Raw genomic sequence first — 24867 nt, 5'->3', positions numbered from 1 at the left:
TTTTCTCCTGAAATCAGGCTTTACGATTCTGTAATGCGATAAAGAGGATGAGCACCGCGCCCCAGAGCGCCATGGTCAGATAGCTACTGATCCCCAGCAAATTAAAGCCGCTCTCCAGCATTTGCAGCACCACCAGCGCCAGCACCAGGCCGATAATGCGCCCAAAGCCGCCGTCCGGGTTAATGCCGCCCAGCACTGAGGCGAGAATGGTCACCAGCAGGTACGACTCGCCGTAGCCGGCTTTCGCCGAATTGAACTTGGCCATCATCAAGATGGCCGCCACCCAGCCGAGCAGAGCGGAAATGACATAGACGGAGATTTGCACCCGCACTGTATTCACGCCGCTGTAGCGGGTCGCCTGCTCGTTGGAGCCCATCAGATAAAGGCTGCGCCCCAACGTGGTGTGCTCCAGCAAAACCCATAGCAGGACGGCAACCAGCAGGAACAGCAGCAGGGCGACGGGAATACCGGCGACAGTGGCGTTACCGAGATACTGAATCGCTGTCGGGAAACCAGAAATCACCGTGCCGTTGGAAAGTAGAATGTTCAACCCGGAGATCAGCGTCATGGTACCGAGCGTCGCCAGGATGGGTGAGACGCCGACCCAGGCGATGAGCGCCCCGTTTACGACACCGATCGCTACGGCCACCGCTGCGCCCGCCAGCAGCGCCAGCGCCAGAAACAGCGGGTTATCCGGTTGACTGACGATGATCGCCGCCATGACCAGCGAACAGGCGTTAGCGCCCGCGATAATCGACAGGTTGATGCCGCCAGTAAGCATGGTCATCCCCATGCCGAGCGCCAGCATACCGAGGATCGGCAACTGCGAGCCGATGGACTGGAAATTGGCGGCGCTGAAAAAACGGCTTCCCAGCAGCGCGGAAAAGATCACGGCAACGACAATAATAATGACGCACTGCAGGCGGATGATGGCATCACTGGGTAAAACGCGTGCTATCGTTTTCATCTTAGAGCTCCCTTGCCAGTTTGCGTTTTTCGTTCCAGGCCGTCGCGCTGATGCTGACCAGGATGATGGCGCCGCTGAAAACGGTGTGCCAGTAAGATGAGACGCCCAGCAGCGTCAGGCCGTTTTGCAAAAAGGCCAACAGGATCACCCCGAGCAGCGTTCCGGTCAGCGTGCCGCGTCCGCCGCTCATGCTGGTGCCGCCGAGCACTACTGCCGCCAGCACAGTGAGTTCGAAACCGAGCAGCGAGTTTGGCGCTACCGACTGGGTGATTTGCGCCTGCACCACCGCCGCGACGCCCGCCAGAATCCCCATGTAGCCGTAAACGTAGAAATGCAGCTTCAGCAGATTCATACCGAGGCGCGAGGCCGCATCGCGGTTGCCGCCCATCGCGTAAATTTGTCGGCCCAGGCGGGTAAAGTTCATCAGCACGGCGGTAAAGACAATCACTGCCGCCAGGCACAACAATGGCAGGGTTAGCCCGTAGTCATAACCGTCGGCGGCGGTGAACGAAAACCAGTTAATGCCGTTCATAAACCAGTCCGGGAAGCCGTACAGCCAGGTGCCTTTGGTGGCGTAAACCAGCAGACCGTAATAGACGTTAAGCGTGGCGATGGTAATGATGATCGCCGGTACGCGCAGCCAGTAAACGAGAAAGCCGTTGAGCAAGCCGAGCAGCAGCCCGACGACGCAGGCCAGCGCCAGGGCCAGCAGGAAGTTGCCGCCGTGGGCAATAACCCAGCTTGCCATCGCATACTGCGCAATGGCGGTCATCGCCGGAAACGAAATATCGATACCGCCGGAGATCAGCACCACAAACAGCCCGCAGGCGAGGATGCCGAGGATCGCGTAGCTGGTGGCGACATCCGTCAGGTTACCTAACGACAGAAATTCATCGGTTTTGATGCTCAGCCCGACCGCCAGCGCAATCACCAGCAGGCCGAGCCAAAATTCATGGTGTCCCGCTAAGCGGGAGAGACGATTATTATTCATGGATGACCTCTACCACCTCGGCAATATCCTGTTCAGAGCAGCGATGCGGGTTAAACTCCGCCACCAACTTTCCGCGACGCATCACCAGCACGCGATGGCTGTTGTAATAGGCTTCCGGGATCTCATCGCAAATCATCAGCACCGCCATTCCCTGCTCCGCCAGGTCGCGGGCGATCTGGTAGATCCCTTCTTTATTGGCGATATCCACGCCCACGGTGGGCGAATCGAGGATCAGAATCCGTGGGTTGGTCGCCACCCATTTGGCAATGGCGATACGCTGGGCGTTTCCGCCGGACAGCGTTTTTACCGGCAGTTGCGGATCGGAAACCTTAATGTTCAGTTCACGGATCAGTCCGGCGACCTGTTTTTGCGCGTGGCGATGGTCCAGCAGACCGCTGCGCGTATGCAGTTTGTCGTAAACCGTGACGATGGTGTTGTCATAGATCGACTGATCCATGATAAGCCCTTGCGTCAGGCGATCCTCCGAGACATAGCCGATCCCGTGCCGGATAGCATCCTGGTTATTACGCAGCCGGACCGGCTGACCGTTGATCCGAATTTCACCGCTTTCCGGCTGGGTCATGCCAAACAGGCTCAGGCACAGCTCGGTGCGCCCGGCGCCCAGTAACCCGACAATCGACACGATTTCGCCGCTGCGCAGCGACAAATTGATGTCCTGATATTTTCCACGACGGCTCAGGTTGCGTAGCTCAAGCAGGGGTTCTTGCTCAGGCGACGGTTTTTCCGGGAGCGGGCTGTAATGAAAGCGCTGGCCGGTCATCAGGAACGCCAGCTCGTGGCTGTCGAGCTCGCTTGCCGGATACGTGCCCACCAGCTTGCCGTCACGCATGACGCTGATGCGGTCCGCCACTTCCATCACTTCATCAAGCCGGTGGCTGACAAACACCACGCAGATGCCATCTGCCTTAAGTTCGTTTACCACCCGCAGCAGGCCGTTAACCTCCTGGCGGGTCAACGAAGCGGTAGGTTCATCCATAATGACCAGCCGCGCTTCGGCGGCAATGGCGCGGCAAATAGCCACCAGTTGGCGGTCGGCAATCGACAGCTTTTCGACTTTTTTGTCCGGATCGATGGACACGCCAATGCGCCGCATTGCCGCCAGCGCCTGTTGTTTCATTGCGCCGCGGCGTACCCAGATATCGCCGCCGGGTAGGTAGCGGTTGACGGCAATGTTCTCTGCCACGCTGAAGTTGGGGAACAGGGATAAATCCTGATAGATCACCTGGATGCCATAATGTGAAGAGAGCTGCGGAGAAAGATGGTGGAACAGTTTTCCATCCAACTGGATCTGCGCCCCTTTTTCCGGCTGATAAACGCCCGAAATCACTTTAATGATGGTGCTTTTTCCGCAGCCGTTCTGTCCTGCCAGGCAGTGAACTTCGCCTTTTTTCAGCGTCAGATTCACGTTATCCAGCGCCAGCACGCCCGGGAATTGCTTGCTGATATTCTCAAGAGTGATAAATGCGGTGGTGTCTGTCATGGACAATACCCCTGCGAGCGCCCCGAAGGGCGCTAAGTGTTAATTTTTATTGATAGCGCCATTCAGACGAACGGCGTTGGGTTTCCCTGGTGTTGGCAAAAAGCCTTAGAAACCGAGCGATTGTGCGTTGTCTTTGGTGACTTCGAGGATCTTATTAAAGCGAATCACTTTCTGTTCCATGTCGACATCGGCTTTCCCTAAACCGTCGATGGTAAGATCCGGCGTCACCTCTTTACCCTGCAACAGTTGATCGGCGACCGTGACCAGCGCGTAACCAGCGTCTTTCGGATCCCACAACATCGCTTTCTTGATATCACCGCGCATCAGATACGGCGCGGCCTGTGCTGGCATCGCGATTCCAACCACGGCGATTTTATCTTTCGCCCGTTTTTTCTGTACCGCCTGGCCTGCGCCGATCGGACCCAGCGAGCCAAACCCGATAACGCCTTTCATCTGCGGGTAGGTTTTCATCAGATCCAGCGTTGTGGCGTAGGATTTATCGATGCTCTCCGCTACCGGCAGGCGCGAAGTCACTTCAAACATGTCAGGGTATTTTTCTTTCTGGTACTTAATGGCGTAGTCGGCCCAGGCGTTGTGCAACGGTACGGTCAGCGAACCAACGTAAATGGCGTAGCCGCCTTTTCCACCCATGTTTTTCGCCAGTTCGTCAACGTTCGCCTGCGCGTACTTCTCGCTGTCGATGGTTTCAATATCCCACTGACCGATCTGCTGGTCAGGTGACTCGTGGGTCAGGACGACAATCCCCTTATCGCGCGCTTTCTTCAGAACCGGCTCAAGGACTTTCGCGTCATTCGGGACCACAATGATCGCGTTCACGTTCTTGGCAATCAGATCTTCAATCACTTTCACTTGCTGCGCCGGATCGGGCGTTGACGGACCGGTCTGGTAAGCGTTGACGTCGAGCTTTTTCGCAGCTTCATTGACGCCGGTTTCCATGCGGTTGAACCATGGAATCCCCGTCACTTTTGCAACCACAGCGATTTCATATTTTTCTGCCGCAAAGGACGTGCCGGACAACATGCATGCAGAAACCAGAGTGGCACTGAGTAATGCGAGTTTGAATTTCATTGTTGTTCCTTTTGTAGGGACCAGGGCATGTCACGCCACGAGATTAGCAACGAAGGGAAGAGGCAATGAATCATAAGTTTGCTAAATGTGATCAATGCCCTTAATTGTTATTTTTTGGATAATGCAAGGTTAAATTAATGTTTAATTTGGAGTGAGTTAGCCTTTGATAGAGACAGATTGTGTTATTTTTTACGTGTAATTGAAACTATTTATTAACATTTATGCATCATATTGCCGTTGGCGAAGCAAAATTTGGCGTTGGCGTGTTGAACAACGCGGCGGGAAAATATCAAAAATGAGAACTGAATCGAGACACGAAATCCGCGCCCAATTTTACAGATTTCTTTGCTATCCTCTCGGTCAGTTTCGCCACGCTGGTTTTTCGTGGCCTGTAGCCGAATTGAGAGGTAATGATGCCACTGGTTAAACGCAGCGCGCTGGCGTGCCTGATGTTTTTTATGACCTCTATGGCGGTGGCGCATCCTCATAGCTTTATCCGCCTGAAAACAGAAACGGTGAGTGAGGATGGTCGCCTGATCGCGTTAAAAATGCGCTGGACGATGGATGAGTTAACCTCAGCCGACCTGCTTTACGACGCGGGGGAGGCGAAACCCGGCTCGGAAGTCTGGAAGAAACTGGCGGCGGAAGTGATGGCGAACGTGCTGGGACAGCATTATTTCACCGAAATGTGGCATAACGGGCAGCGGGTGAAATTTAAAAATCGTCCCACGGAATACGGTATGGCGCGTGAAGCCCATCAGGCTGTACTGACGTTTACTCTGCCACTCGCTGAACCGCAGCCGCTGAGCGGGCAAACCTTTACCTTTTCTACTTTCGATCCCAGCTATTACGTCGATATGAGTTATGAAGAAGACAGTGACGCCACGCTCTCTCCGGCGATGGCAACGCAGTGCGACATTGCCATGCATACCCCGACCCCCAGCGAAGAATCCCTGAAATTTGCCCAGTCGCTGGATAAAGCGGACGCGCCGCCGGAAGATATGGAACTGGGTAAACAATTTGCGCAGAAGGTCACCCTGAGATGTCGGTAATGTCACCCTCTCGTCTTCCTTCACGCCGCTGGATGGCTTTTTGGCCGCTGGCACTGTTTTTATTGCTGGCTACCGTGGGCGGCGTCTGGCTCTGGCAGGCATGGCCGCAGGTGATGATTAAAAGCGTGCTCTGGCAGCGGGAAGTTAATCAGCAGATGGGCGCTTTGCTGAAGACTGTTGCCGCGAATCCGGCACAGGCGGGCGGTTCGCTGCTGCTGTTCAGCTTTTTGTATGGTGTGCTGCATGCGCTGGGGCCAGGGCATGGCAAGGTGGTGATCGCGACCTGGCTGGCGACCCATCCTTCTAAGCTGAAATCGAGTATCGGCCTGACGCTGGCATCCTCGCTATTGCAAGGGCTGGTGGCGATTGGACTGGTGGTGCTGGTGCTTGGCGTGCTACAGCTTCCGGCAAGGCAACTCCATTTGAGCAGTTTCTGGCTCGAAAAGGGCAGTTACGCATTGGTCGGCGTCCTCGGGCTCCTGCTCTGCTGGCGGGCGTTGAAAAAACTTCGCGCGCTGCTGCGTAAGCCCAAATTCATCGCCTTCACGCCGCACCATACGCATCATGAAAACTGCGGCTGCGGGCATCAGCATTTACCGGATCCGCAGCAGCTAAGCAATGATGACGACTGGCGCGCCCGGCTGATGATTATTCTGTCAATGGGGATGCGTCCCTGTTCCGGCGCAATCATGGTACTGCTGTTCAGCAAAGTCATCGGCGTTTTTTACTGGGGAATGGCCTCGGCGCTGGCGATGGCGGCAGGGACATCGCTCACTATTACATCGCTGGCGCTGCTGGTGCATAGCTTCCGGACGCTGGCGGCCAGACTGAGCGGCAACAGTGCGCCGGTATTGTGGCGGCAGGTAGGATGGTTGACGCTGGCGTTAGCCGGAGGGACGTTCTTAATGATTGCTGCGGTGGTGATGTGGGTGAGTGCGGCGCCGACGGGAAGGGGCCTGAGGCCGTTTTGAATAAATGCCGGAGGCGGGCTCCGGCATTTTGCTTAACGCTTCAGCGCGTCGCTCAGTTCGTCACGCATGCTGGCCAGCATCGCTTTCACTACGCGCGGGTTACCCGCCACGATGTTGCCGGTTGTCATGTAGTTATGGCCGCCGGTGAAGTCGCATACCAGCGCGCCCGCTTCACGGGCGATCAGCTCGCCTGCGGCGAAATCCCACGGACGCAGGCCGATTTCGAAATAACCGTCAACGCGCGCGGCGGCAACGTAGGCCAGATCCAGCGCGGCGGAGCCGGTGCGGCGGAAGTCAGCGCACTCGGTAAACATTTTGCCGAGGATATTCATGTAAGAGGTGGCGTGCTGTTTCGCTTTGAACGGGAACCCGGTAGCGATGATGGTGCCATCCAGGTCGCGCGCGTTGCTACCGCGCAGACGGTAACCGTTCAGCTGCGCGCCCTGACCGCGGGTGGCGGTGAACAGTTCATTGCGCATCGGATCGTAAACCACGGCGACTTCGGTACGGCCTTTAATGCGGACCGCAATTGATACCGCGAAGTGCGGCAGACGTTTAACGAAGTTGGTCGTGCCATCCAGTGGATCGATAACCCATTGAACATCCTGATCGGTACCTTCATGTTCACCGCTTTCTTCGGTGATGATGGTGTGCTGTGGGTAAGATTTGCGGATCGTTTCGATAATAATCGCTTCTGCGGCTTTATCGACGTTGGTCACGAAATCATTGCTGCCTTTCTGGCTGGTTTCTACTGAGTCAGGCGTTTCGTAGTGTTTGGCAATTACATTACCCGCCTTGCGCGCTGCGCGCACGGCGATGGTCAGCATCGGATGCATCGGTCTCTCTCACTGGATGTTAAAGAACGGGAAAACGGCGCAGATTATAGCAGCGAGATCGGAATATGTCTCCGGTTTATGATAATATGGCCGAATAATCTTTAGACGAAGAAAGACAATGCTGCAAAATATTCGAATTGTGCTGGTCGAAACCTCCCACACCGGCAATATGGGGTCTGTCGCCCGCGCGATGAAAACAATGGGGTTAACCAATCTGTGGCTGGTGAATCCGCTGGTGAAACCGGATTCCCAGGCAATTGCGCTGGCGGCCGGGGCCAGCGATGTGATCGGCAACGCGCAGATCGTCGACACGCTCGACGAGGCGCTTGCCGGATGCAGCCTGGTGGTTGGCACCAGCGCGCGTTCGCGTACGCTGCCGTGGCCAATGCTTGACCCGCGCGAATGCGGCCTGAAAAGCGTGGCGGAAGCGGCGAATACGCCGGTGGCGCTGGTGTTTGGCCGTGAACGCGTTGGCCTGACCAATGATGAACTGCAAAAATGCCATTACCATGTCGCGATTGCCGCTAATCCGGAATACAGCTCGCTGAACCTGGCAATGGCGGTGCAGGTTATCGCCTATGAAGTCCGCATGGCCTGGCTGGCGACGCAGGAAAACCCGGACGCCGCGGAGCATGAAGAAACGCCTTACCCGCTGGTTGACGATCTGGAGCGTTTTTACGGTCACCTGGAGCAGACGTTGCTTTCAACAGGTTTTATCCGTGAGAACCATCCGGGGCAGGTGATGAACAAACTGCGCCGTCTGTTTACCCGTGCGCGTCCGGAGAGCCAGGAGCTGAACATTTTGCGCGGTATGCTGGCGTCGATTGAGCAGTTAAAGAAAGAGAAGTAAGCCAGGCCGAAGGCACATACCGTAAGCCGGATAAGCGGAGCGCCATCCGGCAGGTGAAAACGGCACTGAAGGTTAAATACCTGACTAAAACAGTCAAGTAAATAGTTGACCAATTTACTCAGGAATGTCAGACTTGGCCCTGCTATGCAATACCCCCATTTTACAATAAAAACCCCGGGCAGGGGCGAGTTTGAGGTTAAGTAAGACATGAGACTGACATCTAAAGGGCGTTATGCCGTGACCGCAATGTTGGACGTTGCGCTCAACTCCGAAGCGGGCCCGGTACCGTTGGCTGATATTTCCGAGCGTCAGGGTATTTCCCTTTCTTATCTGGAACAGCTGTTCTCCCGTTTGCGTAAAAATGGTCTGGTCTCCAGCGTACGTGGACCAGGCGGTGGTTATCTGCTGGGTAAAGATGCCGGCAGTATTGCAGTAGGTGAAGTGATCAGCGCTGTTGACGAGTCGGTGGATGCGACCCGTTGCCAGGGCAAAGGCGGCTGTCAGGGCGGCGATAAGTGCCTGACTCACGCGCTGTGGCGCGATCTCAGCGACCGTCTGACCGGTTTCCTTAACAACATTACGTTGGGCGAACTGGTGAATAATCAGGAAGTCCTGGATGTGTCCGATCGTCAGCACACCCATGACGCACCGCGCACGAATCGTGCTCAAGACGCGATCGACGTTAAATTACGCGCGTAGTAAGTAGTAAAACGTATTTCAGAATCAGGCCGGGGCAATGACGTATTGCCCCGCTAACTCGGTCGTACATCCAGCCGGTTGCCTGATTCCTTGCATTGAAGCGATGTACGGAGTTTATAGAGCAATGAAATTACCGATTTATCTCGACTACTCCGCAACCACGCCGGTGGACCCGCGTGTTGCCGAGAAAATGATGCAGTTCCTGACGCTGGACGGAACCTTTGGTAACCCGGCCTCCCGTTCACACCGTTTTGGCTGGCAGGCTGAAGAAGCGGTCGATATTGCCCGTAATCAGATTGCCGAGCTGGTCGGCGCCGACCCGCGTGAAATTGTCTTTACCTCCGGTGCGACAGAGTCCGATAACCTGGCGATCAAAGGTGCAGCCAACTTTTATCAGAAAAAAGGCAAGCACATCATCACCAGCAAAACCGAACACAAAGCCGTGCTGGATACCTGCCGTCAGCTTGAGCGCGAAGGGTTTGAAGTCACCTACCTGGCGCCGCAGAGCAACGGTATTATCGATCTGAAAGCGCTCGAAGCGGCAATGCGTGATGACACCATCCTCGTGTCTATCATGCACGTGAACAACGAAATCGGCGTGGTGCAGGATATCGCGACTATCGGCGAAATGTGCCGTGCGCGCGGCATCATCTATCACGTGGACGCCACCCAGAGCGTGGGCAAACTGCCTATCGATCTGAGCCAACTGAAAGTGGATCTGATGTCCTTCTCCGGCCACAAAATCTATGGCCCGAAAGGGATCGGCGCGCTGTACGTTCGCCGTAAACCGCGTATTCGTATTGAAGCGCAGATGCATGGCGGCGGACACGAGCGCGGTATGCGTTCCGGCACCCTGCCTGTTCACCAGATCGTCGGTATGGGTGAAGCCTATCGTATCGCCAAAGAAGAGATGGAAACCGAAATGGCGCGCCTGCGCGCGCTGCGTAACCGTCTGTGGAACGGCGTGAAAGATATGGAAGAAGTCTACCTGAACGGCGATCTCGAACAGGGCGCGCCGAACATTCTTAACGTCAGCTTTAACTACGTTGAAGGCGAGTCACTGATCATGGCGCTGAAAGACCTGGCGGTATCGTCCGGTTCAGCCTGTACTTCCGCAAGCCTCGAGCCATCCTACGTGCTGCGCGCGCTGGGGATGACCGATGAGCTGGCGCATAGCTCTATCCGTTTCTCTTTAGGTCGTTTTACTACCGAAGAAGAGATTGATTACACCATCGAACTGGTTCGTAAATCCATTGGCCGTCTGCGCGATCTTTCTCCGCTGTGGGAAATGCACAAGCAGGGCGTGGATCTGAACAGCATCGAATGGTCACATCATTAATCGGTACCGATAAGGAGAATTCAACATGGCATACAGCGAAAAAGTCATCGATCATTACGAGAATCCGCGTAACGTGGGTTCCTTCGACAACAGCGACGAGAACGTCGGCAGCGGTATGGTCGGCGCGCCAGCCTGTGGCGACGTAATGAAGTTGCAGATTAAAGTCAACAATGAAGGTATCATTGAAGACGCGCGTTTTAAGACCTACGGCTGCGGTTCCGCCATCGCCTCCAGCTCCCTGGTCACCGAATGGGTCAAAGGGAAGTCGCTGGACGAAGCGCAGGCGATCAAAAACACCGATATTGCCGACGAGCTTGAACTGCCGCCAGTGAAAATTCACTGCTCTATCCTGGCAGAAGACGCGATCAAAGCCGCCATTGCGGACTACAAAAGTAAACGTGAAGCAAAATAAGAAGAGTTGAGGTTTTGTTATGTCGATTACACTTAGCGACAGTGCAGCAGCGCGAGTTAATACCTTCCTGGCGAACCGCGGTAAAGGGTTCGGCCTGCGTCTGGGTGTAAGAACCTCGGGCTGCTCAGGTATGGCGTATGTACTGGAATTTGTTGATGAACCGGCGGCGGAAGACACCGTGTTTGAAGACAAAGGCGTGAAAGTAGTCGTCGACGGCAAAAGCCTGCAATTTCTGGATGGTACGCAGTTAGATTTCGTCAAAGAAGGTCTTAACGAAGGGTTTAAGTTCACCAACCCGAACGTTAAAGACGAATGTGGCTGCGGCGAAAGCTTCCACGTCTGAGCGCTTACCGATAACCCCACGCGTAATGTCTTACGTGTGGGGTTTGTTCTGACAGGCTACCCCTGAGATAGTTATGGATTACTTCACTCTCTTCGGATTACCCGCGCAATACCCACTTGATCTCCAGGCCCTGACGATGCGTTTTCAGGATCTGCAACGTCAGTATCACCCTGATAAATTCGCCAGTGGCACCCAGGCTGAACAGCTTGCCGCCGTACAGCAATCCGCCACCATCAACCAGGGCTGGCAAACGCTACGCCATCCCTTAACGCGTGCGGAATATCTGCTCTCACTCCACGGATTCGACCTTGCCAGCGAGCAGCATACGGTGCGCGACACCGCTTTTCTCATGGAACAACTGGAACTCCGCGAAGAACTCGACGAGATTGAACAGGCGAAAGACGAAGCGCGGCTCGACGCCTTTATTAAGCGCGTCCAGTCCATGTTCGACAGCCGCCATCAGCAGATGGTTGAACAGCTTAATCACGAGACGTGGGACGCGGCGGCCGATACCGTGCGTAAACTGCGTTTTCTCGATAAACTGCGAAGCAGTGCAGAACAACTCGAAGAAAAACTGCTCGATTTTTAATTTTCGGAAGCAATTATGGCCTTATTACAAATTAGTGAGCCTGGTCTGAGTGCTGCGCCGCATCAGCGTCGTCTGGCGGCGGGCATTGACCTTGGAACCACCAACTCTCTGGTCGCTACCGTGCGTAGCGGTCAGGCCGAAACGCTGGCTGACCATGACGGTCGTCATCTGTTGCCGTCGGTGGTTCACTATCAGCAGCAGGGCCACACGGTGGGCTACACCGCACGCGAGAACGCCGCGCTGGACACCGCTAACACCATCAGTTCGGTTAAGCGCATGATGGGCCGCTCGCTGGCGGATATCCAGACGCGTTACCCGCATCTGCCGTACCGTTTTCAGGCCAGCGCTAACGGCCTGCCGATGATCGAAACCGCAGCGGGATTGCTGAATCCGGTGCGGGTGTCCGCGGACATTTTGAAAGCGCTGGCCGCGCGTGCCACCGAATCCCTTTCCGGCGAGCTGGACGGCGTGGTGATTACCGTTCCGGCCTACTTCGATGACGCGCAGCGTCAGGGGACAAAAGACGCTGCGCGTCTGGCGGGGCTGCATGTGCTGCGCCTGCTTAACGAGCCGACTGCCGCGGCGATTGCCTACGGTCTGGATTCCGGCAAAGAAGGGGTGATTGCCGTCTACGATCTCGGCGGCGGCACTTTTGATATTTCTATTCTGCGCCTGAGCCGCGGCGTGTTCGAAGTGCTGGCAACCGGCGGCGACTCCGCGCTGGGCGGCGACGATTTCGACCACCTGCTGGCAGACTACATTCGTGAACAGGCGGGGATTACCGATCGCAGCGATAACCGCGTACAGCGTGAACTGTTGGATGCGGCCATCGCCGCGAAAATCGCCCTCAGTGACGCGGAGTCGGTCACCGTTAACGTGGCGGGCTGGCAGGGGAAAATCACCCGCGACCAGTTCAATGAACTCATTTCCTCGCTGGTTAAGCGTACCTTACTGGCCTGCCGACGCGCGCTGAAAGACGCGGGCGTTGAGCCGCAGGAAGTTCTGGAAGTGGTGATGGTGGGCGGTTCTACGCGCGTGCCGTTGGTGCGTGAGCGCGTGGGCGAATTCTTTGGCCGAACGCCGCTGACCGCGATCGATCCGGATAAAGTGGTCGCCATTGGCGCCGCCATTCAGGCGGATATCCTGGTGGGCAACAAGCCGGACAGCGAAATGCTGCTGCTGGACGTGATTCCACTGTCGCTGGGCCTCGAGACGATGGGCGGCCTGGTGGAAAAAGTGATCCCGCGTAATACCACGATTCCGGTGGCGCGCGCGCAGGACTTCACCACGTTTAAAGACGGTCAAACCGCCATGTCGATCCACGTCATGCAGGGCGAGCGTGAACTGGTGCAGGACTGCCGTTCGCTGGCGCGCTTTGCGCTGCGCGGGATCCCGGCGTTGCCAGCGGGTGGTGCGCATATTCGCGTTACCTTCCAGGTGGACGCTGATGGCCTGCTGAGCGTCACCGCAATGGAAAAATCGACCGGCGTTGAGGCCTCTATTCAGGTCAAACCGTCCTATGGTCTGACCGACAGCGAAATCGCGTCAATGATTCAGGATTCGATGAGCTTTGCCGAGCAGGACGTGAAAGCGCGTATGCTGGCCGAGCAGAAAGTCGAAGCGGCGCGCGTGCTGGAAAGTTTAACCGGCGCGCTCGTTGCGGATGCCGCGCTGCTCAGCGCCGCAGAACGTCAGGTTATCGACGAGGCCGCCGCGCGCCTGAGCGAGGCGGCGCAGGGCGATGACGTTGACGCTATCGAACAAGCCATTAAAAACGTAGACAAACAAACCCAGGAATTCGCCGCTCGCCGCATGGACCAGTCGGTTCGTCGCGCGCTGAAAGGCCATTCCGTGGACGAGGTTTAATATGCCAAAGATTGTTATTCTGCCTCATCAGGACCTCTGTCCGGATGGCGCAGTTCTGGAAGCGAAGACCGGTGAAACCATTCTTGACGTTGCCCTGCGTAACGGCATCGAGATTGAACACGCCTGCGAAAAATCCTGCGCCTGTACCACCTGCCACTGCATCGTGCGTGAAGGTTTTGATTCCCTGCCGGAAAGCACGGAAGAAGAAGACGACATGCTGGATAAAGCCTGGGGGCTGGAGCCGGAGAGTCGCTTAAGCTGCCAGGCGCGCGTCACCGAAGATGATTTAGTGGTCGAAATCCCACGTTACACAATCAACCATGCGCGCGAGCATTAACAGAGGGTAGTATGGGACTTAAGTGGACAGACAGCCGTGAAATTGGCGAAGCGCTGTACGACGCCTTCCCCGATCTCGATCCAAAAACCGTTCGTTTCACCGATCTGCATCAGTGGATCTGCGACCTGGAAGAATTCGACGATGACCCGCAGGCATCGAACGAAAAGATCCTTGAGGCCATTCTGCTGGTCTGGCTGGACGAAGCCGAATAAGACAACGGGCTGCCTACGGGTAGCCCGTTTTCCTGTATGCGCGAAGTTAAGGAAAAATAACAATGACAGAAGCCATGAAAATCACGCTTTCCACTCAGCCTGCCGACGCGCGCTGGGGTGAAAAAGCCACATACAGTATTAATAGCGACGGGATTACCCTGCACCTCAACGGTAAAGACGACCTGGGCCTGATTCAGCGCGCCGCGCGTAAAATTGACGGGCTGGGTATTAAGCATGTCCAGCTTGCCGGTGACGGATGGGACGCCGATCGCAGCTGGGCCTTCTGGCAGGGCTACAAAGGGCCGAAAGGCAGCCGTAAGGTCGAGTGGCCGCAACTCGACGACGCACAGCGCCAGGAGCTGGACAACCGTTTGACGATCGTCGACTGGGTGCGCGACACCATCAACGCCCCGGCGGAAGAACTGGGGCCGGAGCAGCTGGCGCAGCGCGCCGTTGACCTGCTGTGCAGCGTAGCGTGCGATCATGTTTCTTACCGTATTACGAAAGGCGAAGACCTGCGCGAGCAGAATTACATGGGGTTGCATACCGTTGGCCGCGGCTCTGAGCGTCCGCCAGTGCTGTTGGCGCTCGACTACAACCCGACCGGGAATAAAGATGCGCCGGTTTATGCCTGTCTGGTGGGTAAAGGCATCACCTTCGATTCCGGCGGTTACAGCATCAAACAGAGCGCTTTTATGGATTCGATGAAATCCGATATGGGCGGCGCGGCAACGGTGACCGGCGCGCTGGCGTTTGCCATTACCCGCGGTCTGAACAAGCGCGTGAAGCTGTTCCTTTGCTGTGCCGATAACCTGATCAGCGGCAATGCGTTTAAGCTGGGCGATATTATTCGCTATCGTAACGGTAAAAACGTAGAAGTGATGAACACCGATGCGGAAGGCCGTCTGGTACTGGCGGATGGACTGATTGACGCCGGCGCGCAGAAACCAGAGCTGATCATCGACGCCGCCACTCTGACCGGCGCGGCAAAAACGGCGCTGGGTAATGACTATCATGCGCTGTTCAGCTTTGACGATCAGTTGGCGAACCGCCTGCTGGCCAGCGCGGCGGCGGAAAACGAGCCGTTCTGGCGTCTGCCGCTGGCGGAGTTCCACCGTAACCAACTGCCCTCGAATTTTGCCGAGCTGAATAATACCGGCAGCGCGGCGTATCCGGCCGGTGCGAGCACGGCGGCGGGGTTCCTGTCGCACTTTGTCGAAAATTACCAGCAGGGCTGGCTGCATATTGACTGTTCGGCCACCTACCGCAAAGCGCCGGTTGAGCAGTGGTCCGCCGGGGCGACTGGCCTGGGCGTGCGCACGATTGCGAATCTGCTGACCGCCTAAAATCCGCTTTATAGGCCGGGCAAGCGAAGCGCCTCCCGGCATTTTGCCTGACGCGACGCGTTGCGTCAGGCCTGTAATCATTTTTAATACGATGTGTGATGCCTATGTCCGAAACGAAAAACGAATTAGAAATTCTGCTGGAGAAAGCGGCGACAGAACCCGCGCACCGTCCGGCCTTTTTCCGCACCTTGCTGGAGTCGACCGTCTGGGTGCCCGGCACCGCTGCCGAAGGCGAGGCGATCGTCGAAGACTCTGCGCTGGATCTTCAGCACTGGGAAAAAGAGGACGGCACCTCCGTTATTCCGTTCTTTACTTCTCTGGACGCGCTACAGCAGGCAGTGGAGGAAGAACAGGCGTTTGTGGTGATGCCCGTGCGCACTCTGTTTGAAATGACCCTGGGCGAGACGCTGTTCCTTAACGCCAAACTGCCGACCGGCAAAGAGTTTATGCCGCGTGAAATCAGCCTGTTAATGGGTGAAGAGGGCAATCCTCTGAGTTCGCAAGAGGTGCTGGAGGGAGGGGAATCATTGATCCTTTCTGACGTCGCTGAACCGCCAGCCCAGATGATCGATTCGCTCACCACGTTGTTTAAAACCCTCAAGCCGGTGAAGCGGGCGTTTCTGTGCTCCATTAAAGAAAGTGCCGATGCTGAATCTAACCTGTTGATAGGCATTGAGGCTGACGGCGATATTGAGGACATTATTCAGGCGGCGGGCAGCGTGGCGACCGACACCTTACCGGGCGATGAGCCAATTGATATCTGTCAGGTCGTGAAAGGCGAAAAGGGCATCAGCCACTTTATTACCGAGCATATCGCACCGTTCTACGAACGTCGCTGGGGCGGATTCCTGCGTGACTTTAAGCAAAAACGGATTCTCTGATCACAGGAAAGCCGCCCCGTAGGACGGCTACCTGGCTTACTTGTTCTGAACGTTGAGATTTTTGAACACAGCGTGCCGGGAAGGCCGCGAACCGAACCAGCACAAAAAAACGCGCGGTTGAACGGTTTTTTTGTGGGGATAAGCAAGTCCTGTCGGAATTTATTCAGACGGTTCAGGCTCCACCGGTAAATCATCACGCGCGCCCCATTCACTCCATGCGCCGTCATACAGCGCAACGTCCGGAACCCCCAGGGTGGCCAGCGCCAGCACCACCACGGCAGCCGTCACGCCGGAACCGCAGCTGGCAATAATGGGCCGATCAAGACTGACCCCGTGGCGAAAGAAAATGGCGTCCAGTTCGTCCGTCGTTTTTAATTCACCGTCCTGAACCAGCTCGGTCCACGGCACGTTTAACGCGCCGGGGACGTGGCCACGCCGCAGGCCGGGACGCGGCTCATCCACTTCTGCATTAAAACGCGCAGCCGGACGGGCGTCGACGATTTGCGCCGTTTTTTCGTGGCTGGCTAACAGCACGTCAGTAACACGCACCACGGCTCCGGGGGTAAATGCGGCGTCAAATTCGCCTTCCGGCAGCGTCACGTCGCCTTCTTCCAGTGGCAGCGCAGCGCGCTGCCAGCCCGCCAGCCCGCCGCCCAGGATCGACACCTTCTCCACGCCAAACGTCCGCAGCATCCACCACGCGCGTGGCGCGGAAAACAGATTTCCTTCGTCATAAACAACCAGATGCTTATCCTGATGTATGCCGAGTTCGCGCATGGCGACGGCAAAGGCTTCCGGGCGCGGCATCATATGGGGCAGAGGAGAGGTGTGGTCGGAAAGCGCTTCGATATCGAAAAACACAGCGCCAGGAATATGTCCGGCGCGGAACTCTTGTGCAACGTCGCGGTCTTCCTGTCCCGGCGGCGCCATTCGGGCGTCGATAACGTGAATATGCGGATCGTTAATATGCTCAGCAAGCCAGTCGGCGGCGACAAACCAGGAAGTGGACATAAGCATCTCCATTTTTGCGTCACAGAAAAGAAGAATTCTCGGACGTTTAGGGATAACGGGCAAGTAAAAGCGCCCGAATTGTCCGGTAGCGCCACACTTCTAAAAAAAATTCAGACAGCGCAGAGCGGATACAGACTTACACAACGATAAATCTCACGCATAATGTCTGTCCTACGTTGCTAACGGGCCATGTCGGCCAGGGATGAAAAATGAAACACATACGCGTAGCCGCCTGCATTTTGATGCTGGCGCTGGCTGGGTGCGACAACAACGACAAAACCACAACTGTCGCCAAAAGCGATACGCCAGCGACGCAAACAAAGGCCACACCGCCTGTCCAGAAAGATCCGGCGCAGTTGCAAAAGCTGGCCCAGCAAAGCGAAGGCAAAGCCTTAACGCTGTTGGACGCATCAGAAGTACAGCTCGATGGCGCCGCCACGCTGGTGCTGACTTTTTCCATTCCGCTCGATCCCGAACAGGATTTCGCCCGCACCGTGCATGTGGTGGATAAGAAAAGCGGCAAAGTCGATGGCGCCTGGGAGCTTTCGCCCAATCTGAAAGAGCTGCGTTTACGCCATCTGGAGCCTAATCGTTCTCTGGTGGTCACGGTTGAACGGGATCTTAAAGCGCTGAACAACGCGACTTTCGACATTACGTACGAAAAAGCGCTCACCACCCGTGACGTGCAGCCCAGCGTCGGCTTTGCCAGTCGTGGGTCGCTGCTGCCAGGAAAGGTGGTGGAAGGCCTGCCGGTCATGGCGTTGAATGTGAACAACGTAGACGTCAACTTTTTCCGCGTGAAGCCGGAATCGCTGGCGGCGTTCGTCAGCCAGTGGGAGTATCGCAATTCCCTTTCGAACTGGGAGTCCGACACGCTGCTGAAAATGGCCGATTTAGTCTATTCTGGCCGTTTCGACCTGAATCCGGCGCGCAACACCCGCGAAAAACTTCTCTTACCGCTCAGCGAGATTAAACCGCTGCAGCAGACCGGCGTTTATGTCGCGGTCATGGCGAAAGCCGGTAAGTATGAATACAGCAATGCCGCGACGCTGTTTACCTTAAGCGACATTGGCGTCTCGGCGCATCGCTACCAGAACCGTCTGGATGTTTTTACCCAAAGTCTGGAAAACGGCGCGGCGCAGCAGGGCGTCAATGTCTCTCTGCTGGATGAGAAAGGCCAGACGCTGGCGCAGGCCACCAGCGACGGGAGAGGCCATCTGCAACTGGAGAACACGAAAAATGCCGCGTTGCTGTTAGCGCGGAAAGACGGTCAAACCACCCTGTTGGATCTCAAACTGCCGGCGCTGGACCTGGCCGAGTTCGATATCGCAGGCGCGCCAGGCTACAGCAAGCAATTCTTTATGTTCGGCCCGCGCGATCTCTATCGTCCGGGCGAAACGGTGATCCTCAATGGACTGCTGCGCGACAGCGACGGCAGGTCGCTGCCCGATCAGCCGGTTAAGCTCGAGGTGGTCAAACCGGACGGCCAGGTGATCCGCAGCGTGGTGAGTCAGGCTGAAAATGGCTTGTACCGCTTTACCTACCCGCTGGACAGCGGCGCGCCGACCGGCATGTGGAATATCCGCGCGAACACGGGCGATAACCAGAGCCGGATGTGGGACTTCCACGTGGAAGATTTTATGCCGGAACGAATGGCGCTGAACCTCAGTGGGCAGAAAACGCCATTAGCGCCTGCGGACAAGGTAAATTTCTCGGTTACCGGCTATTACCTGTATGGCGCTCCCGCAAATGGTAATGCTCTGCAAGGCCAGCTGTTCCTCCGACCATTGCGTGAAGCCGTTCCGGCGTTGCCGGGCTTCCAGTTTGGCAACATCGCGGAGGAGAATCTTTCACGTAGCCTGGACGAAGTGCAGTTAACGCTGGATGCGCAAGGGCGCGGCGAGGTCAGTACCGACAGCCAGTGGCGTGACGCCCATTCACCGTTACAGGTGGTCTTGCAGGCCAGCCTGCTGGAGTCCGGTGGTCGCCCGGTCACACGCCGTGCGGAGCAGGCGATTTGGCCAGCCGACACGCTGCCGGGTATCCGTCCGCAGTTTGCGGTAAAAGCAGTGTATGACTATCGCACCGACACCACCGTCAATCAGCCTGTTGTCGACGAAGACAGCAACGCCGCGTTTGATATTGTTTATACCGATGCGCAGGGCGTGAAAAAAGCGGTATCCGGATTGCAGGTGCGGTTGATCCGTGAACGCCGTGATTACTACTGGAACTGGTCGGAAAGCGAGGGCTGGGAATCGCGCTTCGATCAAAAAGATCTGGTCGAAGGCGAACAGACATTGGATCTCGGCGCCGATGAAACCGGTAAAGTGTCGTTTCCGGTGGAATGGGGCGCTTACCGACTGGAAGTCAAAGCGCCAAACGATGCTGTCAGTAGCGTTCGCTTTTGGGCGGGCTATAGCTGGCAGGACAACAGCGACGGCAGCGGGGCGGTACGTCCGGATCGCGTGACGTTGAAGCTCGATAAGCCCGCTTATCGTCCGGGCGACACCATCAGGCTGCATATTGCCGCGCCGGCGGCAGGCAAAGGTTATGCGATGGTGGAATCCAGCGAAGGCCCGGTGTGGTGGCAAGAAATTGACGTACCGGCGGCTGGATTGGATCTGTCAATTCCGGTAGATAAAGACTGGAATCGCCACGATCTTTATCTGAGTACGCTGGTGGTGCGTCCTGGGGATAAATCGCGTTCGGCGACGCCAAAACGCGCCGTAGGCTTGCTGCATCTGCCGTTAGGCGATGAAAATCGTCGCCTGGCGCTGACGCTGGAGAGCCCGGCGAAAATGCGGCCGAACCAGCCGTTGACGGTGAAAATTAAAGCCAGCGCCAAAAACGGCGCCGCGCCGAAACAGGTAAATGTGCTGGTATCCGCTGTGGACAGCGGCGTGCTGAATATTACTGATTACGTCACGCCGGATCCGTGGCAGGCGTTCTTCGGGCAAAAACGCTATGGCGCGGATATCTACGATATCTATGGTCAGGTCATTGAAGGCCAGGGACGTCTGGCGGCATTGCGCTTTGGTGGCGATGGCGATGAGCTAAAACGCGGGGGTAAACCCCCGGTTAACCATGTCAATATTGTCGCCCAACAGGCGCAGCCAGTTACGCTAAATGAACAGGGCGAAGGCATCGTGACGTTGCCGATTGGCGATTTCAACGGTGAACTTCGGGTCATGGCGCAAGCGTGGACCGCGGAAGACTTCGGCAGTAGCGAAAGCAAAACCGTTGTGGCGGCGCCGGTTATCGCTGAACTGAATATGCCGCGCTTTATGGCCAGCGGCGATACGTCGCGTCTGGTGCTGGATATCACTAACCTTACGGACCAGCCGCAGACCCTAAACGTGGGGCTGACGACCCGCGGTCTGATTGAGTTGATCAGCGAGCAGCCTGCGCCAGTCACTCTTGCGCCGGGTGTGCGTACGACGTTGTTTATTCCGGTGCGCGCAAAAGAGGGCTTTGGCGATGGTGAGCTGCAGGCTACGCTCACTGGCCTGACGCTGCCGGGCGAAGCGGTGGGGGCGCAGCAAAAACAGTGGAAGATAGGCGTTCGTCCGGCATTCCCGGCGCAAACAACCCATCACGGCATTATGCTGCAATCAGGCGAAAGCTGGTCGGCGCCTGCCGATGTACTGGCCAATTTCTCGCCAGTCACCACCCAGGGACAACTGCTGTTCAGCGGTAAACCGCCGCTGAATCTGGCGCGTTATATCCGCGAACTGAAAGCCTATCCGTATGGCTGCCTGGAACAAACCACCAGCGGCCTGTTCCCGTCGCTTTATACTAACGCTGCGCAGCTTAAGGCGTTGGGCATTGCTGGCGACAGCGATGAAAAGCGCCGTGCGGCGATAGAAACCGGCATTTCACGTCTGCTGCAGATGCAGCGTGATAACGGCGGCTTTGCGCTGTGGGATAAAAACGGTCCGGAAGAATACTGGCTGACCGCGTACGCGATGGACTTTCTTGTCCGTGCGGGCGAGCAGGGCTACAGCGTCCCGGCGGAAAGTATTAACCAGGGGAACGCGCGTCTGCTGCGCTATCTTCAGGATCCGGGCATGATGTCGATTCGCTACGCCGATGACACCCGGGCGAGTAAGTTTGCCGTGCAGGCCTATGCCGCGCTGGTGCTGGCGCGTCAGCAGAAAGCGCCGCTCGGCGCGCTGCGTGAAATCTGGGAGCGTCGCGGTCAGGCGGCGTCCGGTTTACCGCTGCTGCAACTGGGGATTGCCCTGAAAAATATGGGGGATGCGAAGCGTAGCGACGAGGCGATTAGCCTGGCGTTGACGACGTCGCGCGACAGTGATCGTCAATGGATGGCGGATTACGGCAGCCCGCTTCGCGATAACGCGCTGATGCTGTCGCTGCTGGAAGAAAACAAGCTGAAGCCGGAAGCGCAGAACAGCTTGCTGAACACCCTCTCTGAACAGGCATTTGGTCAACGCTGGCTGTCAACGCAGGAGAATAACGCGTTGTTCCTTGCGGCGCGCACTCTTCAGGATCTGCCGGGAACCTGGCAGGCGCAGACGTCGCTTGAGACGCAGCCGTTGGCGGGCGATCGCGCGCAAACCCGTAATCTCGATGCCGATCAACTTGCCGCGCTGCAGGTGACCAACAGCGGCACACAGCCAATGTGGCTGCGCCTGGATGTCAGCGGCTACCCGCAAACCGCGCCAGCGCCAGCCAGCAATGTTTTGCACATTGAGCGCCATATTCTGGGCACTGATGGACAAAGCAAGGCGTTGGATTCGCTACGCAGTGGCGAACTGGTGCTGGTCTGGCTGGAAGTGAAGGCCAGCCAGAACGTGCCCGATGCGCTGGTGGTGGATCTGTTGCCAGCCGGTCTGGAACTGGAAAACCAGAACCTGTCCAATGGCAGCGCCAGCCTGCAGGAAAGCGGCAGCGAAGTGCAGAACCTGATTAACCAGATGCAACAGGCGGACATTCAGCACATGGAGTTCCGCGATGATCGCTTTGTCGCCGCCGTGGCGATCAATGAAGGGCAGCCCGTCACGCTGGTGTATCTGGCGCGCGCGGTGACGCCGGGAACGTACCAGGTGCCGACGCCGCTGGTGGAGTCAATGTATGTACCACAATGGCGGGCGATCGGCGCGGCTGACAATCTGCTGATTGTTAAGCCGTAAATGATCCGATTGTGTCGCAAACGCAACTGCTGGCTCTGGCTGGCAGTTGCGTCTGTCCTTCTGGTCGCCGCCGTTCTGGCGGCTGATAAAATCTGGCCCTTACCCCTGCGCGAAGTGAATCCGGCCCGTGTCGTCGTGGCGCATGACGGTACGCCGTTATGGCGATTCGCCGACGCGGAAGGGATCTGGCGTTATCCGGTTACCGTTGAAGAGGTCTCCCCCCGCTACCTTGAGGCGCTCATCAATTACGAAGATCGCTGGTTCTGGACGCACCCGGGGGTCAATCCGTTCTCTGTGCTTCGCGCGGCGTGGCAGGATCTGAGCGCCGGACGCGTGATTTCCGGCGGTAGCACCTTAACCATGCAGGTTGCCCGACTCCTTGACCCGCATCCGCGAACCTTCGGCGGCAAGTTTCGTCAACTCTGGCGCGCTTTTCAGCTTGAATGGCACCTCTCTAAGCGTGATATCCTGACCCTGTACCTCAATCGTGCGCCGTTTGGCGGGACTTTGCAGGGCGTCGGCGCGGCCAGTTGGGCTTACCTGGGTAAGCCTCCGACGCAGTTGAGTTATTCCGAAGCGGCTTTACTGGCGGTGCTGCCTCAGGCGCCGAGCCGTCTGCGTCCCGACCGGTGGCCGGAACGGGCAGAGGCCGCGCGAAATAAAGTGCTTGCGCGAATGGCGACACAGGGCGTGTGGTCGCCAAAGCAGGTGCAAGAGTCGCGTGAAGAGCCTGTCTGGCTTGCGCCGAGACAAATGCCGCAGTTGGCGCCGTTGTTTTCGCGCATGATGTTGGGCAAAAGCCAGCGCGACAAAATCGTCACCACACTGGATGCCGGGTTGCAAAGGCAACTGGAAGAGCTGGCGAATAACTGGAAGGGAAGGCTTCCGGCGCGCAGTTCCCTGGCGATGATCGTGGTCGACCATACCGATATGAGTGTGCGTGGCTGGGTCGGCTCGGCAGATTTGAATGACGACACGCGATTCGGTCATGTGGATATGGTAAATGCGATCCGTTCACCCGGATCGGTGTTAAAGCCCTTTGTCTACGGCCTTGCGCTGGATGATGGGTTAATTCATCCGGCGTCTTTATTACAGGATGTGCCACGTCGTACCGGGGACTATCGGCCTGGCAATTTTGACAGCGGCTTCCACGGCCCCGTCAGCATGAGTGAGGCGCTGGTCAGATCGCTGAACCTGCCAGCGGTGCAGGTGCTGGAAGCCTACGGACCAAAACGTTTTGCGGCGAAACTGCGCAACGCCGGATTGCCGCTGTATCTGCCTGCGGGCGCCGCGCCGAACCTGTCGCTGATTCTGGGGGGCGCAGGCGCGCGGCTTGAGGAGATGGCGGCGGCGTATAGCGCGTTTGCCCGCCACGGTAAGGCGGGAAAGCTGCGCCTGCAACCGGACGAGCCGCTGATTGAGCGTCCATTGCTTTCGCCGGGCGCGGCATGGATCATCCGGAGAATCATGGCGGATGAAGCGCAGCCGTTACCTGACAGCGCGCTACCCCGCGTCGCGCCGCTGGCCTGGAAAACCGGTACCAGCTACGGCTATCGCGACGCGTGGGCGATTGGCCTGAACGCTCGCTATGTGATCGGCATCTGGACCGGCAGACCGGATGGAACGCCCGTCGCCGGACAGTTTGGATTCGCCAGCGCCATTCCGCTGTTGAATCAGGTAAACAACTTGCTGCTGGCCCGCGGCGCATCGCTGCCGGAAGATCCGCGCCCTTCGTCAGTGACGCGAGGGACGGTTTGCTGGCCTGGCGGACAATCTCTTGCGGATGGCGACGCCAACTGTCGCCGTCGTCTGGCGAGCTGGCTGCTGGAGGGCGCACAGCCGCCGACGCTGCTGTTGCCTGAGCAGGAAGGCGTGAGCGGTATTCGTTTTCCTGTCTGGCTGGACGGCGCGGGAAAACGCGTTGCTGCCGACTGTCCGCAGGCGCGCGAGCGGACGCTGATCGTCTGGCCGCTGCCGCTGGAGCCGTGGTTACCGACCCCGGAGCGTCGTGCTGCAAGGCTGCCGCCGCCCTCCGTACAGTGCCCGCCGCTGGGACAGGACGCCCTTTTACCGCTTCAGCTTTCCGGCATACGTGACGGGGCGATAGTGAAGCGTTTACCGGGTAGCCTTGAGGCGAGCGTCGCGATTCAGAGCAGCGGTGGAAGCGGCGAACGCTGGTGGTTCCTTAATGGCGAACCGTTAAGCGAACGAGGATCTGCGATCACGTTGCGGCTCGTGGAAAACCGAGAATATCAACTGTTGGTGATGGATGGCGCAGGACAAATTGCGACGGTGAGATTTTCCTTACTGTAGTCGTCAGCGCCGTTTGTCAGGCCATCCGCCGCGAACGCATGCGTGTTGTTGCTAATACTCATCTTATTTTAAAAAAATGTTACCTTTATCCATAGGCAACAGTCAGGAT

The 24867-nt window shown here is 57.2% G+C and carries 21 protein-coding genes; 15 read left to right on the top strand and 6 right to left on the bottom strand.

Annotated elements, in window-relative coordinates; genetic code table 11:
- Window positions 1–13: 13 nt before the first annotated feature.
- The 4 genes from CSE01S_RS18165 to CSE01S_RS18150 all read right to left on the bottom strand — a co-directional run bounded on the left by CSE01S_RS18165 (window position 14) and on the right by CSE01S_RS18150 (window position 4548).
- The gene (locus tag CSE01S_RS18165; RefSeq protein WP_042291445.1) at window positions 14–967 is read right to left on the bottom strand and encodes an ABC transporter permease; all 954 of its coding nucleotides are present in this window, start codon (window positions 965–967) and stop codon (window positions 14–16) included.
- A gap of 1 nt (window position 968) precedes the next feature.
- Window positions 969–1958, bottom strand: coding sequence for an ABC transporter permease (locus tag CSE01S_RS18160; protein ID WP_042291441.1), 990 nt, complete (start codon window positions 1956–1958; stop codon window positions 969–971).
- Window positions 1951–3459 (bottom strand): sugar ABC transporter ATP-binding protein, encoded by a 1509-nt coding sequence (locus tag CSE01S_RS18155; RefSeq protein WP_042291438.1) that lies wholly within the window; start codon window positions 3457–3459, stop codon window positions 1951–1953. Before CSE01S_RS18155 ends, CSE01S_RS18160 begins: the two co-directional genes overlap by 8 nt.
- A 105-nt stretch (window positions 3460–3564) precedes the next feature.
- Window positions 3565–4548, bottom strand: coding sequence for an autoinducer 2 ABC transporter substrate-binding protein (locus CSE01S_RS18150; protein WP_042291436.1), 984 nt, complete (start codon window positions 4546–4548; stop codon window positions 3565–3567).
- A gap of 413 nt (window positions 4549–4961) precedes the next feature.
- On the opposite strand from CSE01S_RS18150, the gene CSE01S_RS18145 reads away from it, so the two are divergent.
- The gene (locus tag CSE01S_RS18145) at window positions 4962–5600 is read left to right on the top strand and encodes a DUF1007 family protein (protein WP_042291434.1); all 639 of its coding nucleotides are present in this window, start codon (window positions 4962–4964) and stop codon (window positions 5598–5600) included.
- Complete coding sequence (locus CSE01S_RS18140) at window positions 5591–6571, top strand: nickel/cobalt transporter (RefSeq protein WP_042291432.1); 981 nt, start codon at window positions 5591–5593, stop codon at window positions 6569–6571. The genes CSE01S_RS18145 and CSE01S_RS18140 overlap by 10 nt, the downstream gene beginning before the upstream one ends.
- Before the next feature lie 32 nt (window positions 6572–6603).
- Here CSE01S_RS18140 and suhB read toward each other — a convergent pair whose 3' ends face one another.
- The gene (suhB, locus tag CSE01S_RS18135) at window positions 6604–7407 is read right to left on the bottom strand and encodes an inositol-1-monophosphatase (protein ID WP_042291430.1); all 804 of its coding nucleotides are present in this window, start codon (window positions 7405–7407) and stop codon (window positions 6604–6606) included.
- A gap of 118 nt (window positions 7408–7525) precedes the next feature.
- Here suhB and trmJ point away from each other — a divergent pair, with 118 nt between their 5' ends.
- The 11 genes from trmJ to sseB all read left to right on the top strand — a co-directional run bounded on the left by trmJ (window position 7526) and on the right by sseB (window position 16281).
- Window positions 7526–8257, top strand: coding sequence for a tRNA (cytosine(32)/uridine(32)-2'-O)-methyltransferase TrmJ (gene trmJ, locus CSE01S_RS18130; protein WP_042291428.1), 732 nt, complete (start codon window positions 7526–7528; stop codon window positions 8255–8257).
- 207 nt (window positions 8258–8464) lie between these two features.
- Window positions 8465–8956 (top strand): Fe-S cluster assembly transcriptional regulator IscR, encoded by a 492-nt coding sequence (gene iscR / locus CSE01S_RS18125; RefSeq protein ID WP_042291424.1) that lies wholly within the window; start codon window positions 8465–8467, stop codon window positions 8954–8956.
- 124 nt (window positions 8957–9080) lie between these two features.
- Window positions 9081–10295, top strand: coding sequence for a cysteine desulfurase (gene iscS / locus CSE01S_RS18120; protein ID WP_042291421.1), 1215 nt, complete (start codon window positions 9081–9083; stop codon window positions 10293–10295).
- A gap of 25 nt (window positions 10296–10320) precedes the next feature.
- Window positions 10321–10707: a Fe-S cluster assembly scaffold IscU gene (iscU, locus tag CSE01S_RS18115; RefSeq protein ID WP_002913991.1), complete on the top strand. Its 387-nt coding sequence runs from the start codon at window positions 10321–10323 to the stop codon at window positions 10705–10707.
- A gap of 19 nt (window positions 10708–10726) precedes the next feature.
- The gene (iscA, locus tag CSE01S_RS18110; protein WP_003037681.1) at window positions 10727–11050 is read left to right on the top strand and encodes an iron-sulfur cluster assembly protein IscA; all 324 of its coding nucleotides are present in this window, start codon (window positions 10727–10729) and stop codon (window positions 11048–11050) included.
- A gap of 73 nt (window positions 11051–11123) precedes the next feature.
- Window positions 11124–11639: a co-chaperone HscB gene (hscB, locus tag CSE01S_RS18105; RefSeq protein WP_042291420.1), complete on the top strand. Its 516-nt coding sequence runs from the start codon at window positions 11124–11126 to the stop codon at window positions 11637–11639.
- Window positions 11640–11654: 15 nt separating this feature from the next.
- Window positions 11655–13505, top strand: a complete 1851-nt coding sequence (gene hscA / locus CSE01S_RS18100) for a Fe-S protein assembly chaperone HscA (protein WP_042291417.1) — start codon at window positions 11655–11657, stop codon at window positions 13503–13505.
- Window position 13506: 1 nt separating this feature from the next.
- Complete coding sequence (gene fdx / locus CSE01S_RS18095) at window positions 13507–13842, top strand: ISC system 2Fe-2S type ferredoxin (RefSeq protein ID WP_042291414.1); 336 nt, start codon at window positions 13507–13509, stop codon at window positions 13840–13842.
- An 11-nt stretch (window positions 13843–13853) separates the two neighbouring features.
- On the top strand, window positions 13854–14054 hold the full coding sequence (iscX, locus tag CSE01S_RS18090; protein WP_003037694.1) for a Fe-S cluster assembly protein IscX: 201 nt from the start codon (window positions 13854–13856) through the stop codon (window positions 14052–14054).
- Between the two features lie 62 nt (window positions 14055–14116).
- Complete coding sequence (gene pepB, locus CSE01S_RS18085; protein ID WP_042291413.1) at window positions 14117–15400, top strand: aminopeptidase PepB; 1284 nt, start codon at window positions 14117–14119, stop codon at window positions 15398–15400.
- 104 nt (window positions 15401–15504) lie between these two features.
- Entirely contained in the window at window positions 15505–16281 is a 777-nt protein-coding gene (gene sseB, locus CSE01S_RS18080; protein ID WP_042291411.1) for an enhanced serine sensitivity protein SseB, read from the top strand.
- 159 nt (window positions 16282–16440) lie between these two features.
- Here the strand turns inward: sseB and sseA are convergent, their stop codons facing one another.
- The gene (gene sseA, locus CSE01S_RS18075; RefSeq protein WP_042291409.1) at window positions 16441–17292 is read right to left on the bottom strand and encodes a 3-mercaptopyruvate sulfurtransferase; all 852 of its coding nucleotides are present in this window, start codon (window positions 17290–17292) and stop codon (window positions 16441–16443) included.
- Between the two features lie 209 nt (window positions 17293–17501).
- Here sseA and CSE01S_RS18070 point away from each other — a divergent pair, with 209 nt between their 5' ends.
- Together CSE01S_RS18070 and pbpC are read left to right on the top strand one after the other, a co-directional pair.
- The gene (locus CSE01S_RS18070; RefSeq protein WP_042291407.1) at window positions 17502–22445 is read left to right on the top strand and encodes an alpha-2-macroglobulin family protein; all 4944 of its coding nucleotides are present in this window, start codon (window positions 17502–17504) and stop codon (window positions 22443–22445) included.
- A complete protein-coding gene (gene pbpC / locus CSE01S_RS18065) occupies window positions 22446–24758 on the top strand; it encodes a peptidoglycan glycosyltransferase PbpC (protein WP_042291403.1) in 2313 nt (770 codons plus the stop codon).
- Window positions 24759–24867 lie beyond the last annotated feature (109 nt).

This window comes from Citrobacter sedlakii NBRC 105722 (genome assembly GCF_000759835.1).
Classification (GTDB): Bacteria; Pseudomonadota; Gammaproteobacteria; order Enterobacterales; family Enterobacteriaceae; genus Citrobacter_A; species Citrobacter_A sedlakii.
Note: the sequence above shows the minus strand (reverse complement) of the source record. Positions and strands in the feature narration are given on the sequence as shown.

Excerpts from the sequence above, each read along its gene's own strand:
- CSE01S_RS18165 (WP_042291445.1), bottom strand. The coding sequence starts at position 967 with ATGAAAACGATAGCACGCGTTTTACCCAGTGATGCCATCATCCGCCTG.
- CSE01S_RS18160 (WP_042291441.1), bottom strand. The coding sequence starts at position 1,958 with ATGAATAATAATCGTCTCTCCCGCTTAGCGGGACACCATGAATTTTGG.
- CSE01S_RS18155 (WP_042291438.1), bottom strand. The coding sequence starts at position 3,459 with ATGACAGACACCACCGCATTTATCACTCTTGAGAATATCAGCAAGCAA.
- CSE01S_RS18150 (WP_042291436.1), bottom strand. The coding sequence starts at position 4,548 with ATGAAATTCAAACTCGCATTACTCAGTGCCACTCTGGTTTCTGCATGC.
- CSE01S_RS18145 (WP_042291434.1), top strand. The coding sequence starts at position 4,962 with ATGCCACTGGTTAAACGCAGCGCGCTGGCGTGCCTGATGTTTTTTATG.
- CSE01S_RS18140 (WP_042291432.1), top strand. The coding sequence starts at position 5,591 with ATGTCGGTAATGTCACCCTCTCGTCTTCCTTCACGCCGCTGGATGGCT.
- suhB (WP_042291430.1), bottom strand. The coding sequence starts at position 7,407 with ATGCATCCGATGCTGACCATCGCCGTGCGCGCAGCGCGCAAGGCGGGT.
- trmJ (WP_042291428.1), top strand. The coding sequence starts at position 7,526 with ATGCTGCAAAATATTCGAATTGTGCTGGTCGAAACCTCCCACACCGGC.
- iscR (WP_042291424.1), top strand. The coding sequence starts at position 8,465 with ATGAGACTGACATCTAAAGGGCGTTATGCCGTGACCGCAATGTTGGAC.
- iscS (WP_042291421.1), top strand. The coding sequence starts at position 9,081 with ATGAAATTACCGATTTATCTCGACTACTCCGCAACCACGCCGGTGGAC.
- iscU (WP_002913991.1), top strand. The coding sequence starts at position 10,321 with ATGGCATACAGCGAAAAAGTCATCGATCATTACGAGAATCCGCGTAAC.
- iscA (WP_003037681.1), top strand. The coding sequence starts at position 10,727 with ATGTCGATTACACTTAGCGACAGTGCAGCAGCGCGAGTTAATACCTTC.
- hscB (WP_042291420.1), top strand. The coding sequence starts at position 11,124 with ATGGATTACTTCACTCTCTTCGGATTACCCGCGCAATACCCACTTGAT.
- hscA (WP_042291417.1), top strand. The coding sequence starts at position 11,655 with ATGGCCTTATTACAAATTAGTGAGCCTGGTCTGAGTGCTGCGCCGCAT.
- fdx (WP_042291414.1), top strand. The coding sequence starts at position 13,507 with ATGCCAAAGATTGTTATTCTGCCTCATCAGGACCTCTGTCCGGATGGC.
- iscX (WP_003037694.1), top strand. The coding sequence starts at position 13,854 with ATGGGACTTAAGTGGACAGACAGCCGTGAAATTGGCGAAGCGCTGTAC.
- pepB (WP_042291413.1), top strand. The coding sequence starts at position 14,117 with ATGACAGAAGCCATGAAAATCACGCTTTCCACTCAGCCTGCCGACGCG.
- sseB (WP_042291411.1), top strand. The coding sequence starts at position 15,505 with ATGTCCGAAACGAAAAACGAATTAGAAATTCTGCTGGAGAAAGCGGCG.
- sseA (WP_042291409.1), bottom strand. The coding sequence starts at position 17,292 with ATGTCCACTTCCTGGTTTGTCGCCGCCGACTGGCTTGCTGAGCATATT.
- CSE01S_RS18070 (WP_042291407.1), top strand. The coding sequence starts at position 17,502 with ATGAAACACATACGCGTAGCCGCCTGCATTTTGATGCTGGCGCTGGCT.
- pbpC (WP_042291403.1), top strand. The coding sequence starts at position 22,446 with ATGATCCGATTGTGTCGCAAACGCAACTGCTGGCTCTGGCTGGCAGTT.